This window comes from Flavobacterium chungangensis (assembly GCF_042654045.1).
GTDB classification, from domain to species: Bacteria; Bacteroidota; Bacteroidia; order Flavobacteriales; family Flavobacteriaceae; genus Flavobacterium; species Flavobacterium chungangensis.
The window spans coordinates 663,414-677,328 of sequence record NZ_JBHSFY010000001.1 but is presented as its reverse complement, the minus strand read 5'-3'; the positions used below and the strand labels follow the sequence as shown (position 1 = coordinate 677,328).

Sequence of the window (13,915 nt, the reverse complement as noted above, 5' to 3'; positions counted from 1 at the left end):
GGATAGAAATATGGAAAATACAAACGACAGAATTGAAAATATAACTAAAATTTTTTCTCATTTGGAATTAATGGGCGTAGATACAAATCAACCTTTTTTTATAGATGAGGACAATAAAAAGTTAAAAAATTTAGCCCTAAAATTACAGAAGAAATCATTTAAGCCTGTTTTTATTAAAAATCAAGAAGGAATCTTTCAATTGCATATTGAAAAAGCAGAAACACACACAAAAGAAACTTTATTAAAACAATTAGTAGAATTTGATGAACTTGCTAATTCTGAAAAAATCAAATCATTTGATGGCTGGGACATTGGCAATATAGATCCATCAAAACCTATAATTTCGAATCAACTTGAAAATAAAACATATGATTTAACACAAGTTAATCTTTATAATTACGCAGTTGAACTACTAGAAAACAATTTATTTGATAAAGCGATAATGGCGTTTGATAAATGTATTGATATTAAGATTGAAATAGAAAACAGTTTATACAAACAATTTATTTGTTTTGATTATTTAGGAGATGCTGAAAACGCAATTCTTAAACTAAAAGAAGTTTTAAAAATTAATCCAAATCATTTTAAAGCTTGCTATAACCTTGGTGCTCTTTCTTACGATATTAAAGATTATGAAGATTCTGTTGAATATTATGAAAAAGCATCCAAAATAAACAGCGAAGATGACAGTGTCTTTTATGGAATTTCGCTTTCGCAATATTGCTTAGGGAATATGGAAGAAGCGCAAATAAATAGTAAAAGAGCTTTAGAAATAAATCCTAAAAATGAAAATGCAAGGCACCTTTTAAAAATGATTTAAAAAAATAAACTTATTCTATTTGTCTTACAACACCGATAGCGCGGATTTGCAATCCGTGCCTGCAACAGTAAGACACAAAACAAATCATTAAAATAAAACTTACACAAATTAATGTACTTTTTATATTTACAAAGAGAATAAACCAATCTTTGCGGGCACGGATTGCAAATCCGCGCTATCGTTGCTAAGATAAATCTGCGTGATCGGGTTTGAGAAACTTTTTAATTGTTTATTACCCAATTCGTTTAAGGAATTTTATTTTTTAAACAATGGAGGCTTTTTCCCTGACGGAAGTCATAATCGCTTTACTTTGGGAGGATTCAATTCAATAAAGTACGGCGATCTTCCTATTGAACGACTTTATAAAGATGTAACAGATGACTTCGAAAATTTAAACCAAATGATTCCATTTGCGTACGATTATGAAGGGAATTTATTTCTCTTATCTTTAAAAAAAGAAGATTTTAATTGCGTATACATTTGGTTATTGAATGACGAAGAACCTGAATATGTCTCTAAATCTTTTGATTTATTCATTTCCGATTTAGCAGAAGATATTTAAAGCATAATGATTTTCAAGTTTTAGGAAACTAGACTCTCATAATGCTTAAAATATTCTATCTATTTTTAAGCTAGAAAAAACTTTTTAATTTTCCACTTTTTGACACGTGCCAAAAGCAACTTAAAAACACCAATTAAATCATGTTTACAAAAAATAAAGATTACGATTCTTTCTCAAGCAAATACCAAAACATAGAAAAAGAAATACTTGTACTAACAAGTGACAAATCGGGAGGAGCAGCTAAATTCTACAATTCTTGGGACGCTTGCCAATATTTTTTAGCTTATATCGATTTAGATACAAATGAGCTAAAAAATAAAGACGGACGCATTAATTGGCTAATATCCGATAAAGATGAAGATGAAAATGGCATTTCTTTTCCTTACTACTTTAAAAGTGGAACTATATATCATCTTAAAATACGAGAACTTATTGATAAAATAGTTCCAGAGGGAATGCTTCCGTCTGCATACAATCGTTTTATGGTTGTTGAAGTTCTAAAAGAAGATGTTGAAAATGATGAACTACTTTCCATATTAACAGAATATAGAAATCCTGTAAAAATCGTTGATGATAAATTAGGAGAATTTGAACTCAATAAAGATTATGAATGTTTCTTTGGAGAAATTAAATGGCTTAATGAGTACATTTCAGTTTCTTTGGATGTTGATATTGAAGATCAAAATAGTTGGACCAAAACGTTAGAGCTACTAAATCAATTTTTCAATGAACAAGAAAAACGAGATTTTGAATTTCGAACATTTGCAGGAAAACAACTTATTGATTTAGCAAACGATTGGCTGGAAGAAGAAAATGAAGAAATAACAGAAAATGATTTCATAAAAAGAATAAGTCTTTCAGAACTTGTTATAACTTTTGAAGGAGATTATATAGCTTATTATGACGATGACAATATATTTTATGGACATATAATAGAATTATCAGGAAACATAAAGACAGGATTAGGTTCAGCAAATATAGCAGGGTAAAAAAATGCTAAAAAATTCCATAAAAAGAAACCCTATTCTGCTCCATTGCAAAATAGGGTTTTCTTTTAAAATATACTCTTCCTCTATTTTTTCAAAAAATCAGACCAAAAAAAAACCAAAAATCTCTATTTGGTCTATTTCTTAACATAAAAAGCCGTTTTTAATTTTTATCCTGAAATATATTTCTCATTTTTATGTTTTATCTTACACAATGTTTGTGAAGCCACTAATTACAAGCCAAAATTGTGAGTAAAACTTTTAATCATTTTTAAATATATTTCGGATGTCAACACAAAACCAGATTGAAAATTTCCTTTTTCTGGGAAAATTTGACGAGGCCAGAGAATGCCTAAATAACGGAGAAAACTTTAACGATCAATATCTTAAAAATAATTTTTCTCAAATATCCGCCAAAATTATAGAAGCCAAAGAAATTGATTTCATCGCACGGCTAATAAAAGCTGGCTTTATTGAAACCGATATTTACGAATTGGACAGTTTTGACAAATCTATATTCAACCCACTTGCCCGAAACATAAAAAATGACGAAGAATCTCTTTCTTTCTTCAAAGAGATAATGTCAAAAGTCGACAATTTTAATGACGAAATCAGCGATCAGACTTTATTGGGTTATTTTATAGAAAAAGAAGCCGTTCCAGAAGTCATTAAAAGCTTAATAGAAGATTTTGGATGCAATGCGCAATACCAAAACAACGCTCAGGAAAATCTAATTCACAAAATCGTGAACAATTATTCTTTAAATGCTGAAAAAGGCAAAGAATATATTAAAATACTTCTCGAAAACGGGGTCGACATCAACGAGAAAAATGTAGTGGGTACAACACCGCTGATGTACGCTGTAAAAAGAAACAAAAAAGAATACATTCCGACCTTATTAGAAAACGGAGCAGATCCTAACGAAAAAGACAATCAGGAAAATAGTTCTTTCTATTACGCGGTTGGCGAGCAGTTTTCTATTCCGATGTACGAACTTTTAGCCGAATCCTCTTCAGCAGATTTCAGCAGCATCAATAAAGACGGAAGAACTTTATTGACTGAATTTATCCGAATGATGTCTGATTCGGAGAATGATCTCAATTCTTTACAAAGACTATTGTCAGATGGTGCCGACTTAAATCACTGTGCCCAATATTACGGAAATCCGAAATCAGGCATCGATTATATTGCTGAGAAAAAATCGGGTATTTTAAAATCGGCATTAGATAGCGGGGCAATTGATATTAACGAACAAGACAATCAAGGCAATACCATTTTGCACAAAGTCTGCGCCTATAATGTGAATTATGATGCTGAAGCAGCAAAAGAAATTTACAGAAAAGTAAAACTGCTTTTGGAGAATGGTGCAGATAAAGAGATTACAAACGATAAAGACGAAACTGCTCTTGCGCTTGCTTCTACAGACAATTTGAAAGTTAAAACTGTTGAGCTTTTAATGAAAGCCTAAATTTAAAATCACAATTCTATGTCAATGTCATTTATAATTGCCTGTGAAAACGGCAACCGAAAAATAGCTGAATTACTGCTTCAAAATAAAGAAGTAGATGTAAAATATACCGACGAAAAAGGAAGAACAGCCTTGCATTATGCCGCACACAGAGGGTATCTGGATATTGTAAAACTATTAGTTGAAGATGGAGCCGATATCGACTATGAAGATCATGCAGGAGAAACGCCTTTGTTCTTTGCGTGTCTTCAAAAGCAAAAACAGACCGCTTTATTTTTGTTGGACAGTGGTGCCAAAGTTGAAATCAACGATAAAAATGGCAACAGCCTCTTACACTTAACGGTACAGACTGCTCAAATCGAAATTGCAACAAAGTTGCTTGAAGCGGGAATTGATGTTAACTTACTAAATAACAATGGAGAAACTCCGTTGTTGTTGGCTTCTGCAAAACTAAACCGTGAAATTATCCAATTGCTTTTAGATAAAGGTGCCGACATTAATGTAACCGATAAACAAGGCAATACACCATTACTTTACGCATGTTATACAAAGTCATTGCCAATGGTAACGTTACTCTTGGATAACGGCGCGGCTATCAATCATACGAATCATTCTGGAGAAAATGCGCTTTTAATTGCATGCTACGAAACCAATAGAATGTTAGCTAAATTATTGATTGAAAGAGGTTCAGATGTATTCACTTCAAGTAATAATGGATACTCTCCTATTTGGTACGCTTGCGCAAATAATCAAAAGGAGATCGTGGCATTGTTTTTAGAAAATGGCGTCGATGTGAATTACAGCAAACCAGTTGCCAATGATACTTCTTCAATGAATGATTATCTAGATTGGATTGTCAGTGCAACCAATATTTCTAACGAATCTAGTTTTACCTTAAATAATTCTTATACTTACGGAGGAGAAAGTCTTCTACATGTTGCAACCAAAAAAGGCAATCTGAGTATGGTAAAACTACTAATTGAAGCTGGAGCAAATATCAATATTCAAGACGAATCCGGAAATACACCCCTTCACTACAGCGCTGCAAACGGAAAGAAAGATGTTGTAAAATATCTATTAGACAATAAAGCCGATGCTTCCATCGTAAATGTAAAAGAGCAAAAAGCAATTGACTATTCGAATGTAAAAGGTTTCAATGAAATTACAGAATTGATTTTGAAATATGCTCCTTCTGGAACTACCGTAAATCCAATAAACACTGTACCGCAGACCGAAGCTCAAAAAGCAGACACTTCAAATTCGATGGAAGCCAAGAAGAAAGCATTACTAGACTTAAAAGAGCTTTTAGATGCTGGAATTTTAACTTCGGAAGAATTTGATGCTGAGAAAAGTAAAATTTTAAAAGGATAAATAATAAATAAACTCACAAATGAAAAAAATCTTAAATGCCACGACTCTATTTTTAGTATTAATTGCCTCGAGCATAGTTTCTACATCTTGCACCAACCTTTCGCCAGAAAAAACCTTTGAAATTGCTGCTTTAAATTCGAATTTATTGTCTCGTTTTGGAAGCAAAGAAATCAATGAAAAACTGCAATCAGAAGCACAGGTGTATGATGAGAACCAAAAAAAGATGGTTCCTTCTTCTTACTATGATGCTTTTAAATATGACATTACCAATCTAGAAACCCGTTTTCAAACTATTAAAGATATTGCAGAAGATGATGATAACAAAGAACTTCTCCAAGCTTCAAAAGATTTATTTTCTTATGCAATCGCCAAACAAAAAGAAGGCTATTTGCCAATTGCTAAACTAAAAGACGAAAAAGCTTCGCCAGAGCAAATACAAAAAGCAATCTCAGATTTTGACGCCTCAACCCAAAGTGAAATTGATGCAAAATTTGCAAAACTGATGAATGCGGCAAAAGCCTATGTTGAAAAGCATAATATTAATGCTAAAATTGGAGTCTAAAATTAAGTATTTTGACCAATGATTTTAAAAAGAAACTGGTAGAATGGCAAAGAAAAAGAAAACACTTCCGAAAAATTTTAACGAATTAATTGAGAAGAAAGACATTGAAGCTTTGAAAGCAGTATTTGACACCTGCGAATTGGATGCAAGAGGCGGCTACGGGAAAACAACAGCATTAAGCTTTTGGGGTATTCCTGATGAGCTTATACATTGGCTAGTGCAAAATGGTGCAGATTTAGAAGCCGTTGATACTTATAACCGTACTGCATTACATCAAAACGCAATGATACGAACTGGTAAAATTTCAACTTTATTAGAACTCGGTGCCAACATCCATGCAAGAGACAATTATGGAGATACTCCTTTACATTTTGCAAGTGGGAGTGGCTTTAATGTTGATGCTGTCAAAAATTTGATAGAATATGGAGCAGACACCAATGCATTGAATACCTACAAACAAACTCCTTTGGAGCGTGCTTTGGTTAGAGCAAATAACATTGACCTTAAAAATTTGGCCGAAATATCAAAAATACTTTTAAAATCTGATGTCGAAATAACTCAGTCCATGAAAGATGCAGTTGTTCGAAAGGGTGAAGACTTTGAATTTCATAGAGAAAATTTCAACAAAGATTATTTAGAAGAAACAGATAATGCCTTAAACCAACTTTATGAAATGTTTCATGTACCGCCTGTAAAAAGGCGCATACTACATGATGGCGTATCTCCCATTTCTGTAACTGGCACAACTTGGGAAAAACAATTTGAAGAATTATGGGAACTCTTAATACCGTCAAAGGGCAGTTCAAAAACCGTACAAGGCGAAATCGTGCGCATTTCAGGAAAAGTACGAGATGAAATATACAGAAATGGCGGTGGAAATTGGAATATCGATTTTAAAAAAATGTTGGATGCCTTTTTGATCCATTTGTCCTCAAATAATTCACTGTCTGATGACGAACTTGAAAAAGCTGGTTTAATTATAAAAGATGTTCGCAAAAATGGAGACGGAGAAATCGACGAACTTAATTTTTTATGCGAACTTGCAACTAAATGGGTTCTTGCCAATACGACACCGATTTTGCTAAGCCAACCCAATTACAAAAGATAAGATTATAAAACATTTTGAACGATACAACAATGTTTTTCTTATGAAATCTAAAAAACTATTATGATTAGAAACCTACTTATTACAGTCCTTGTTTTACTATTTACTGGATTTTCAAGTTGCAACAAAACCAAAGAAAAAACAGCATCTTCTGAGGTTACAGAAATTCCAACTGTTCCAGAAGTTTTTGAAACAGATACAGCTTCAATCGAAATAAAGAAAAAACCTGAAGATTTTATTCCGAAAGGATATGTCCCTTTTGATACCATTAAGGGGGATTTTAATAAAGATGGGCGTGAAGATTACATTCTAATTATTAAAGGAACTGATAAAAGTAAAGTCATTCAACACGAATATCGTGGAGAACTAGACCGAAACCGCAGAGGAATTATAGCATTATTAAATAAAAATAACGGCTACGAACTGGCTGCTAAAAATTATGACTGTTTTTCTTCTGAAAATGAAGAAGGCGGCGTTTATTACGCTCCCGAACTTGACTTTGAAATAAAAGACGGAAAATTATACATAAACTATGCTCACGGACGATATGGCTATTGGCAGTATACTTTTAGATATCAAAATTCAGATTTTGAACTAATTGGTTATGATGCCAGCAGTAATCGCGGACCTATTGTTCTTACAGAGGCCAGCATCAATTTTCTGACTCGAAAAAAGATTGTAAATCATAACATCAATGAAAACACGTATGATGAGGATGAAGTTTTTGAAAAAAGCGAAAGCAAAATTAAAAGAACCAAACTTCTTAAATTATCTGAAATTAAAGATTTTGATGAGCTTCATCTTTCGGAAGAATAAAATCAAAACCCTATTTTGTAATGTTACAAAATAGGGTTTTTAGTTTGAAAAGCTATTTCTAAGTTTCTTTAACCGTAATAATTTTTACTGGGCAAGCTTTTGCGGCGAGTTCACAACTTTCGACAATGGCATGATTTGGAGATTTTAAAGTAAAAAATCCTTTTGCATTCTGCGAATGAAGCAATACCGATTTTCCGTCTTTTTTCGACATCTGAAAATGAATCGGATCCATTTCGACGCAATAATTACAACCAATGCATTTGTCTCTCTGTAAAGTAATGATAACCATTATGCCTCAACGATTTTATACAGTTTGTCCGACATTCTGATTCTAAACGGAAGCTTGAAGGTACAATCGTCTCCTTTTGTTGCTTTTTCTGCCGTAAGATCGTTCACAAACATTTCGTCGATAATCATTTCCTGAGCTCCTGTGCTTGGTCCAGTTACCAAGATTTTATCTCCGACTTTAATATCGTAAGCTTCTATTTTGAATTGTCCAACTTCGGCTTTCGGGAAATAATGTGTTCCTTTTCCAACATACACTTTCTTTTGAGTTGCTGCAGATCCAGGAATATTGCTCCATTCTCCTAATTCTTGTCCCAAATAATAGCCTGACCAAAAACCACGATTGTAAACAGTATTTAACGCTTCCATCCAAACTGCCGTTTTCTCTTTTGAGAAAGTGCCTTCGTAATACGCATCGATTGCTTCACGATAGGTTTTAATGACTGTTGCCACATATTCTGGCGCACGTCCACGACCTTCGATTTTTAAAACCTGAATTCCAGAATCTATTACTTGATCTAAGAAATCCAGTGTACATAAATCTTTAGGCGACATCATGTATTCGTTATCCAATTCGATTTCGAAACCTGTTTCTTGATCAATAACAGTATATTTTTTTCGACAATTTTGCTTGCAAGCTCCTCGGTTTGCTGACGAATTATGCGAATGCAAACTCAAATAACATTTTCCTGAAACCGCCATACACAAAGCTCCATGACCGAAAATTTCGATTTCTACTAAATTTCCGTTCGGGCCTTTGATCTGATCTTTTTCTATTTGTTCCGTAATTTTCTTTACTTGACGTAAACTCAATTCACGACTTAAAACCATGGTATCGGCAAATAAACTGTAGAATCTAATGGTTTCGATGTTCGTTACATTCAATTGGGTCGAAATATGAACTTCCATTCCAATCGATCTTGCCATTGCGATTACCGCTTGATCTGATGCAATTACGGCAGTAATATTAGCATCTTTAGCTTTCGTCAATAATGTTTTTACGACAGATAGGTCGTGATCGTAAATAATGGTATTTAAAGTAAGATAGCTTCGAACGTTTTTGGCTTCGCAGCGATTGGCAATTTCTTTTAAATCTTCAATAGTAAAATTAACTGTTGATCTTGCACGCATGTTGAGTTGTTCAACACCAAAATATACAGAATCACAGCCATTATCTAAAGCAGCCTGAAGCGACTCAAAATTCCCAGCAGGAGCCATGAGTTCAATTGTATTGTTAATCGTCATTTTTGATTTATTATTCAAATGACAAAAATAATGCGGGTATAGATTAGATTTCTATGATATATATCATAGTCTATATCTTAAAAATTATTTGTAAATCGTTGCGGATATACGTTGTGTTCCTGCGGTTTCAACCGCAGGCTATGTTTTTCTCTGCAAATGTTTTTCAAATATAGCACGTGGTTTCAACCACAGGGAACGTGTCGTTACACATTGCAATTCCAAGACCTATAATCTTTGCGGATATACTTTGCGTTCCTGCGGTTGAAACCGCAGGCTATGTTTTTCTTTGCAAATGTTTTTCAAATATAGCCCGTGGTTTCAACCACGGGGAACGTGTCGCTGCGTCAAGCGATCATTTATCCCCTAACCCATGCAATTTTACAAACTCATCAAATTCATCTTGTCCATTTTTCTTAAGATGATGTTGTTTTTGATTTTTAATATAATTGTAAACAGCATTTAACTGAGATTCGCTGACAGAAAAAGCACCAAAGCCAGTTTGCCACGCAAATTTTTCAAGGATAAATTCTCCTCTATTCATAAAATGAGAAGAACTTCCTTTTATTTGCTTTACAATATCTGTGATAGTTTTTTGTGGATTTTGTAAAAATAAAACATGCACATGATCTGGCATTCCGTTGATGATTCTAACTGGGCATCCAAGTTCTGTTAACTCTTGCCAAATGCAATCGTAAAGGGATTTCTCAATTGAAAAATCAATCAGATCCTTACGATTTTTGGTAGCCCAAATTACATGAATCCATAATTTGGTAAACGATTGTGACATAAATAAATTAGCATAAAAATTTTGCTAATTTACGATTTTATACAATTTATCTGACAAACGAATACGAAAAGGAACCTCAAAAGTAACCTTATCACCCACTTTTGCAGATTGAGTTTCTGCGCCGTTAACAATGATTTTGTCTAAAACTAATTCCTGATCTCCAGTAGTTGGACCAGAAATAAGGATTTTATCACCACTGTTTAATTCGTGATTTTCTACTGTAAATTGTCCAACTTGTGCTTTAACATAGTAATGCTCAGCTTTCCCAAGAAGTACTTTTTTTACTTTTACTTTCTGACGAATATCGGCTGGTTTTTGTGCCGTTGCCAAAGCAGTTTCTGGCAGTTCGCCTGAATGTTTGAATTTTAGATTTTCAGATTTTCCTTTTCTGAACACTTTATTTCCAACTTGTTTTCCAGTTCTTAAACGAACTTGATCAACCAAAGGCATATGAATGATTTCTAAACATTCTGTAGAACAGCAGTTTTCCATTGCCGCTTTACATTCATCACATTGAATAAATAATAAATGGCAACCATCATTTTCACAATTTGTATGATTATCACAAGGTTTCCCGCATTGGTGGCATTGCGAAATGATATCATCTGTGATTCTTTCGCCTAGACGATTATCAAATACGAAGTTTTTTCCAATGAATTTGCTTTCTAAACCTTCTTCTTTCAATTGTTTAGCGTAATTAATGATTCCGCCTTCTAACTGATAAACGTTTTTGAAACCTTGGTGTTTGAAATAAGCACTTGCTTTTTCGCAACGAATTCCTCCAGTACAATACATTACTAGATTTTTATCGTCTTTGTGATCTTTAAGCTGATCGTTGATAATTGGAAGACTTTCTCTAAAAGTTTCCACATCTGGTGTAATAGCATTTTTAAAATGCCCCACTTCACTTTCGTAGTGATTTCTAAAATCAACTACAATCGTGTTCGGATCATCTAAAATCTCATTGAATTCTTTGGCTTTCAAGTGAACGCCTATATTGGTTACATCAAAAGTATCGTCGTTTAAACCGTCTGCAACAATTTTGTGACGCACTTTGATTGTTAATTTCAAAAACGAATGGTCATCATGTTCTACAGCTTCATTCAAACGAATGCCTTTCATGAAATCATAAACTTCAAGAGTGGTTCTAAAAGCCTCCAAATTTTCGGCAGGAATACTCATTTGAGCATTTATTCCTTCATTGGCAACATAAATTCGTCCTAATGCATCAAGGGCATTCCAGGCTACGAATAAGTCATTACGAAATTTTTGTGGATCTTGAATTTTGGCATACGCATAGAAAGACAACGTAAGTCGTTGTTGTCCTGCATCATCGATCATGATAGCTCTTTCTTCTGCGCTCAAAGTGTTATACAGTTGCATGCTATAAACAGTTTTAAGTTAAGAATATATGTTTTTTAGATTTTCTTTAAAATCAGCGGCAAATTTAGGGTTTATTTTGAGATAAAAAATGGTCTTGCTCTAATTATCTGATTTTTTTAACATCTTACGAAATTAAAAACACTCTATTATTGCCTATTCTTCTAACAATGCTTTCTTAACCTCATTGAGTTCTGCAATTTTCTCTGGACTTACTTTAGGATATTCCAGATCCATTTCGTCTAACGCATGAATAATTGCAGAAGCAATCGCAATTCGAGCATACGATTTATCATCGGCAGGAATTACATACCAAGGCGATTTTTTGGTCGATGTATTTTTAATTAATTCCTCATACGCATGCATATAATCATCCCAATAGCCTCGTTCTTTGGCATCGGCTGCACTAAATTTCCAGTTTTTATCAGGATTATCAACCCTTTCAATAAATCTTTTCTTTTGTTCCTCTTTAGAAAGATTCAGAAAAAACTTAATCACAATGGTGCCGTTTCTAGTGAGATATTTTTCAAAGTTTCGAATGTCTTCAAAACGATTATCCCAAATGTCTTTTGTAATCAATTTTTCTGGAATCTTTTGACCTCTCAATATTTGTTCATGAACCCGAACTACAAGCACTTCTTCATAATAAGAACGATTAAAAATTCCTATTCGGCCTCTTTCTGGAAGATGTTTCTGGCAGCGCCATAAATAATCATGGTCTAATTCTTCTGAGCTTGGCCCTTTAAAAGAAGAAACCTGACAGCCTTGCGGATTTATACCCGACATGACATGTTTGATTGCGCCATCTTTTCCGGCTGCATCCATGGCTTGAAAAATAATAAGAACCGACCATTTATCTTGTGCGTACAAAATATCCTGCATGGCAGCAAGTGCTTTGACTCCCATTTTTAATATTTTTCTAACCTGTGTTTTATCTCCTTCTATAGAGTAAGAAGTTGGTTTGTCCTTTAATGTGAAGTTCTTATCGTCTCCAACACAATATTGTTCAGAAAATTTTTTTGCCCGATGTAATAATTCCTTTTTATTTAATTTTTTTAAATCATCATCATCTTCTTTTTGGTGTTTTTTCTTATTATTTTTTGACATAATTACAAAAGTTTTTGAATTATTATTTCTTGTTCATTGAATAATCTATTCTTACAAAAATGCAGTTTATCGGCAATAAATGGCGTTTCATCCGACTTTACATTATCAACTGATAAACAGATAGATGTAATTTTAACTAAAATTAACAAAATTCGCACAATATTTAACCACCTAACCAAAAAAACGCTAACTTAGCTAATGCACTTTACTGGTTTTTAATTAGTTGTATTTAATGAATTTTATCTAAAAGAATTTAACAATGAACAAAATCTACTCCTCAGCAATCTTACTAAGTCTTTTGATGATTTCTTGCAAAAAAGAAACACCTCCAAGCCCCAAACCATTAGAAATTTCAGTTACAACAGTTTTACAGCAAGATGTAAATTTAGAATCTGAATATACGGGGCAGACTTTTGGTCAATCGGATATACAAATTAACCCACGAGTTGATGGTATTATTGAAAGTATGAATTTCAAAGAAGGAAGTTTTGTTAAGAAAGGGCAAGTCCTTTATACAATTGATCCTTTGCCATATAAAGCAAAACTTAACGAAGCGCAAGGAATTGCGGCAGAGTCACAGGCAAGATTATCTAAAACCAAATCAGATTTGGATATGATTACTCCGTTGGCCAAAATGAATGCGGTCAGCCAGCGAGAATTAGTTTCGGCAAAATCAGCATATTCTGCTTCAATAGCTCAAATAAAAGCTTCTGATGCTTCTGTACAAAATGCTAAAATCGAATTGGGTTATTGCCAAATTTTAGCCCCAATTTCAGGATTAATCGGTATTTCTAAAGTTCGTGTTGGTGATTATGTAAGACCTGGTGCCATGTCTATTTTAAACACTATTTCTGATCTTGGCGATGTGAGAGTACGCTTTACTATTAGCGAACAGGAATTTCTGCGCCTCTTTAGAGAGTTTAACAAACCAAATTCTGCCTTAAAAGGCTCTGGTGCAATCGTCACTATAAAATTATCTGACGGTTCTACTTATCCAGAAAAAGGAAAAGTAAGTTTTGCCGACAGACAAATCGATCCTTCTACGGGAGCTATCACATTTGAAGCAGCATTTCCTAATCCCGATAAATTACTACGTCCGGGTCAATATGTAAAAGTCGCTTTGCTTACCGACATTCGCAAAGAAGCCATTGTTATTCCGCAACGAGCTGTTATCGAAGTCCAAGGAATCTACCAAGTTTATGTAGTGGGCAATGATAATAAAGTCCAAATGCAGATTGTAAAACCAGGTCCTTCTGTTAAAAACGGTTATATTATTGAAGAAGGATTAAAACCAGGTGATAAGATAGCCATGGGAGGTACTTCTTTGTTGAAAAACGGAAGTGTTATTACTCCTAAAATTGTTCAATGGCAATTGGGCGATCCAGAAACTGTAGCTACAAAGTAATCTAAATCACATACTA

The 13,915-nt window shown here is 33.6% G+C and carries 14 protein-coding genes; 9 read left to right on the top strand and 5 right to left on the bottom strand.

The genetic code is table 11. The annotated features are described in order from the left end of the window. Nucleotides 1–10 precede the first annotated feature (10 nt). The 8 genes from ACFO3N_RS03010 to ACFO3N_RS02975 all read left to right on the top strand — a co-directional run bounded on the left by ACFO3N_RS03010 (nucleotide 11) and on the right by ACFO3N_RS02975 (nucleotide 7,690). Complete coding sequence (locus tag ACFO3N_RS03010) at nucleotides 11–820, top strand: tetratricopeptide repeat protein (RefSeq protein WP_379795164.1); 810 nt, start codon at nucleotides 11–13, stop codon at nucleotides 818–820. A gap of 199 nt (nucleotides 821–1,019) precedes the next feature. Continuing rightward, entirely contained in the window at nucleotides 1,020–1,382 is a 363-nt protein-coding gene (locus tag ACFO3N_RS03005) for an SMI1/KNR4 family protein (RefSeq protein WP_379795163.1), read from the top strand. A 140-nt stretch (nucleotides 1,383–1,522) separates the two neighbouring features. Beyond that, nucleotides 1,523–2,371, top strand: a complete 849-nt coding sequence (locus ACFO3N_RS03000) for a DUF2262 domain-containing protein (RefSeq protein ID WP_379795162.1) — start codon at nucleotides 1,523–1,525, stop codon at nucleotides 2,369–2,371. Nucleotides 2,372–2,654: 283 nt separating this feature from the next. Continuing rightward, nucleotides 2,655–3,836 carry an ankyrin repeat domain-containing protein gene (locus ACFO3N_RS02995; RefSeq protein WP_379795161.1) on the top strand — a complete coding sequence of 394 codons (1,182 nt, stop codon included), beginning with the start codon at nucleotides 2,655–2,657 and terminating at the stop codon, nucleotides 3,834–3,836. Between the two features lie 18 nt (nucleotides 3,837–3,854). Then, the gene (locus ACFO3N_RS02990; RefSeq protein ID WP_379795160.1) at nucleotides 3,855–5,207 is read left to right on the top strand and encodes an ankyrin repeat domain-containing protein; all 1,353 of its coding nucleotides are present in this window, start codon (nucleotides 3,855–3,857) and stop codon (nucleotides 5,205–5,207) included. 19 nt (nucleotides 5,208–5,226) lie between these two features. Next, nucleotides 5,227–5,769, top strand: coding sequence for a hypothetical protein (locus tag ACFO3N_RS02985; protein ID WP_379795159.1), 543 nt, complete (start codon nucleotides 5,227–5,229; stop codon nucleotides 5,767–5,769). 43 nt (nucleotides 5,770–5,812) lie between these two features. Continuing rightward, entirely contained in the window at nucleotides 5,813–6,877 is a 1,065-nt protein-coding gene (locus ACFO3N_RS02980) for an ankyrin repeat domain-containing protein (RefSeq protein WP_379795158.1), read from the top strand. Nucleotides 6,878–6,937: 60 nt separating this feature from the next. Continuing rightward, on the top strand, nucleotides 6,938–7,690 hold the full coding sequence (locus ACFO3N_RS02975) for a hypothetical protein (RefSeq protein WP_379795157.1): 753 nt from the start codon (nucleotides 6,938–6,940) through the stop codon (nucleotides 7,688–7,690). Nucleotides 7,691–7,748: 58 nt separating this feature from the next. Here the strand turns inward: ACFO3N_RS02975 and ACFO3N_RS02970 are convergent, their stop codons facing one another. The 5 genes from ACFO3N_RS02970 to ACFO3N_RS02950 form a co-directional block, all read right to left on the bottom strand. Continuing rightward, nucleotides 7,749–7,979 (bottom strand): ferredoxin, encoded by a 231-nt coding sequence (locus ACFO3N_RS02970; RefSeq protein WP_278020076.1) that lies wholly within the window; start codon nucleotides 7,977–7,979, stop codon nucleotides 7,749–7,751. Beyond that, nucleotides 7,979–9,220: a peptidase U32 family protein gene (locus ACFO3N_RS02965; RefSeq protein ID WP_379795156.1), complete on the bottom strand. Its 1,242-nt coding sequence runs from the start codon at nucleotides 9,218–9,220 to the stop codon at nucleotides 7,979–7,981. The genes ACFO3N_RS02970 and ACFO3N_RS02965 overlap by 1 nt, the downstream gene beginning before the upstream one ends. A 352-nt stretch (nucleotides 9,221–9,572) precedes the next feature. After that, nucleotides 9,573–10,007, bottom strand: a complete 435-nt coding sequence (tnpA, locus tag ACFO3N_RS02960) for an IS200/IS605 family transposase (RefSeq protein WP_379795155.1) — start codon at nucleotides 10,005–10,007, stop codon at nucleotides 9,573–9,575. A gap of 24 nt (nucleotides 10,008–10,031) precedes the next feature. Then, nucleotides 10,032–11,390 (bottom strand): oxygen-dependent tRNA uridine(34) hydroxylase TrhO, encoded by a 1,359-nt coding sequence (gene trhO, locus ACFO3N_RS02955; protein WP_379795154.1) that lies wholly within the window; start codon nucleotides 11,388–11,390, stop codon nucleotides 10,032–10,034. A gap of 153 nt (nucleotides 11,391–11,543) precedes the next feature. Beyond that, nucleotides 11,544–12,494: a polyphosphate kinase 2 family protein gene (locus ACFO3N_RS02950; RefSeq protein WP_379795153.1), complete on the bottom strand. Its 951-nt coding sequence runs from the start codon at nucleotides 12,492–12,494 to the stop codon at nucleotides 11,544–11,546. Between the two features lie 259 nt (nucleotides 12,495–12,753). Here ACFO3N_RS02950 and ACFO3N_RS02945 point away from each other — a divergent pair, with 259 nt between their 5' ends. Beyond that, complete coding sequence (locus ACFO3N_RS02945; protein ID WP_379795152.1) at nucleotides 12,754–13,899, top strand: efflux RND transporter periplasmic adaptor subunit; 1,146 nt, start codon at nucleotides 12,754–12,756, stop codon at nucleotides 13,897–13,899. The last annotated feature ends 16 nt before the right edge of the window (nucleotides 13,900–13,915 follow it).

Coding starts and splice junctions, on each gene's coding strand:
- ACFO3N_RS02965 (WP_379795156.1), bottom strand. CDS start 9,220: ATGACGATTAACAATACAATTGAACTCATGGCTCCTGCTGGGAATTTT.
- ACFO3N_RS02950 (WP_379795153.1), bottom strand. CDS start 12,494: ATGTCAAAAAATAATAAGAAAAAACACCAAAAAGAAGATGATGATGAT.
- tnpA (WP_379795155.1), bottom strand. CDS start 10,007: ATGTCACAATCGTTTACCAAATTATGGATTCATGTAATTTGGGCTACC.
- trhO (WP_379795154.1), bottom strand. CDS start 11,390: ATGCAACTGTATAACACTTTGAGCGCAGAAGAAAGAGCTATCATGATC.
- ACFO3N_RS02970 (WP_278020076.1), bottom strand. CDS start 7,979: ATGGTTATCATTACTTTACAGAGAGACAAATGCATTGGTTGTAATTAT.
- ACFO3N_RS02995 (WP_379795161.1), top strand. CDS start 2,655: ATGTCAACACAAAACCAGATTGAAAATTTCCTTTTTCTGGGAAAATTT.
- ACFO3N_RS02985 (WP_379795159.1), top strand. CDS start 5,227: ATGAAAAAAATCTTAAATGCCACGACTCTATTTTTAGTATTAATTGCC.
- ACFO3N_RS02975 (WP_379795157.1), top strand. CDS start 6,938: ATGATTAGAAACCTACTTATTACAGTCCTTGTTTTACTATTTACTGGA.
- ACFO3N_RS02990 (WP_379795160.1), top strand. CDS start 3,855: ATGTCAATGTCATTTATAATTGCCTGTGAAAACGGCAACCGAAAAATA.
- ACFO3N_RS02980 (WP_379795158.1), top strand. CDS start 5,813: ATGGCAAAGAAAAAGAAAACACTTCCGAAAAATTTTAACGAATTAATT.
- ACFO3N_RS03000 (WP_379795162.1), top strand. CDS start 1,523: ATGTTTACAAAAAATAAAGATTACGATTCTTTCTCAAGCAAATACCAA.
- ACFO3N_RS03010 (WP_379795164.1), top strand. CDS start 11: ATGGAAAATACAAACGACAGAATTGAAAATATAACTAAAATTTTTTCT.
- ACFO3N_RS02945 (WP_379795152.1), top strand. CDS start 12,754: ATGAACAAAATCTACTCCTCAGCAATCTTACTAAGTCTTTTGATGATT.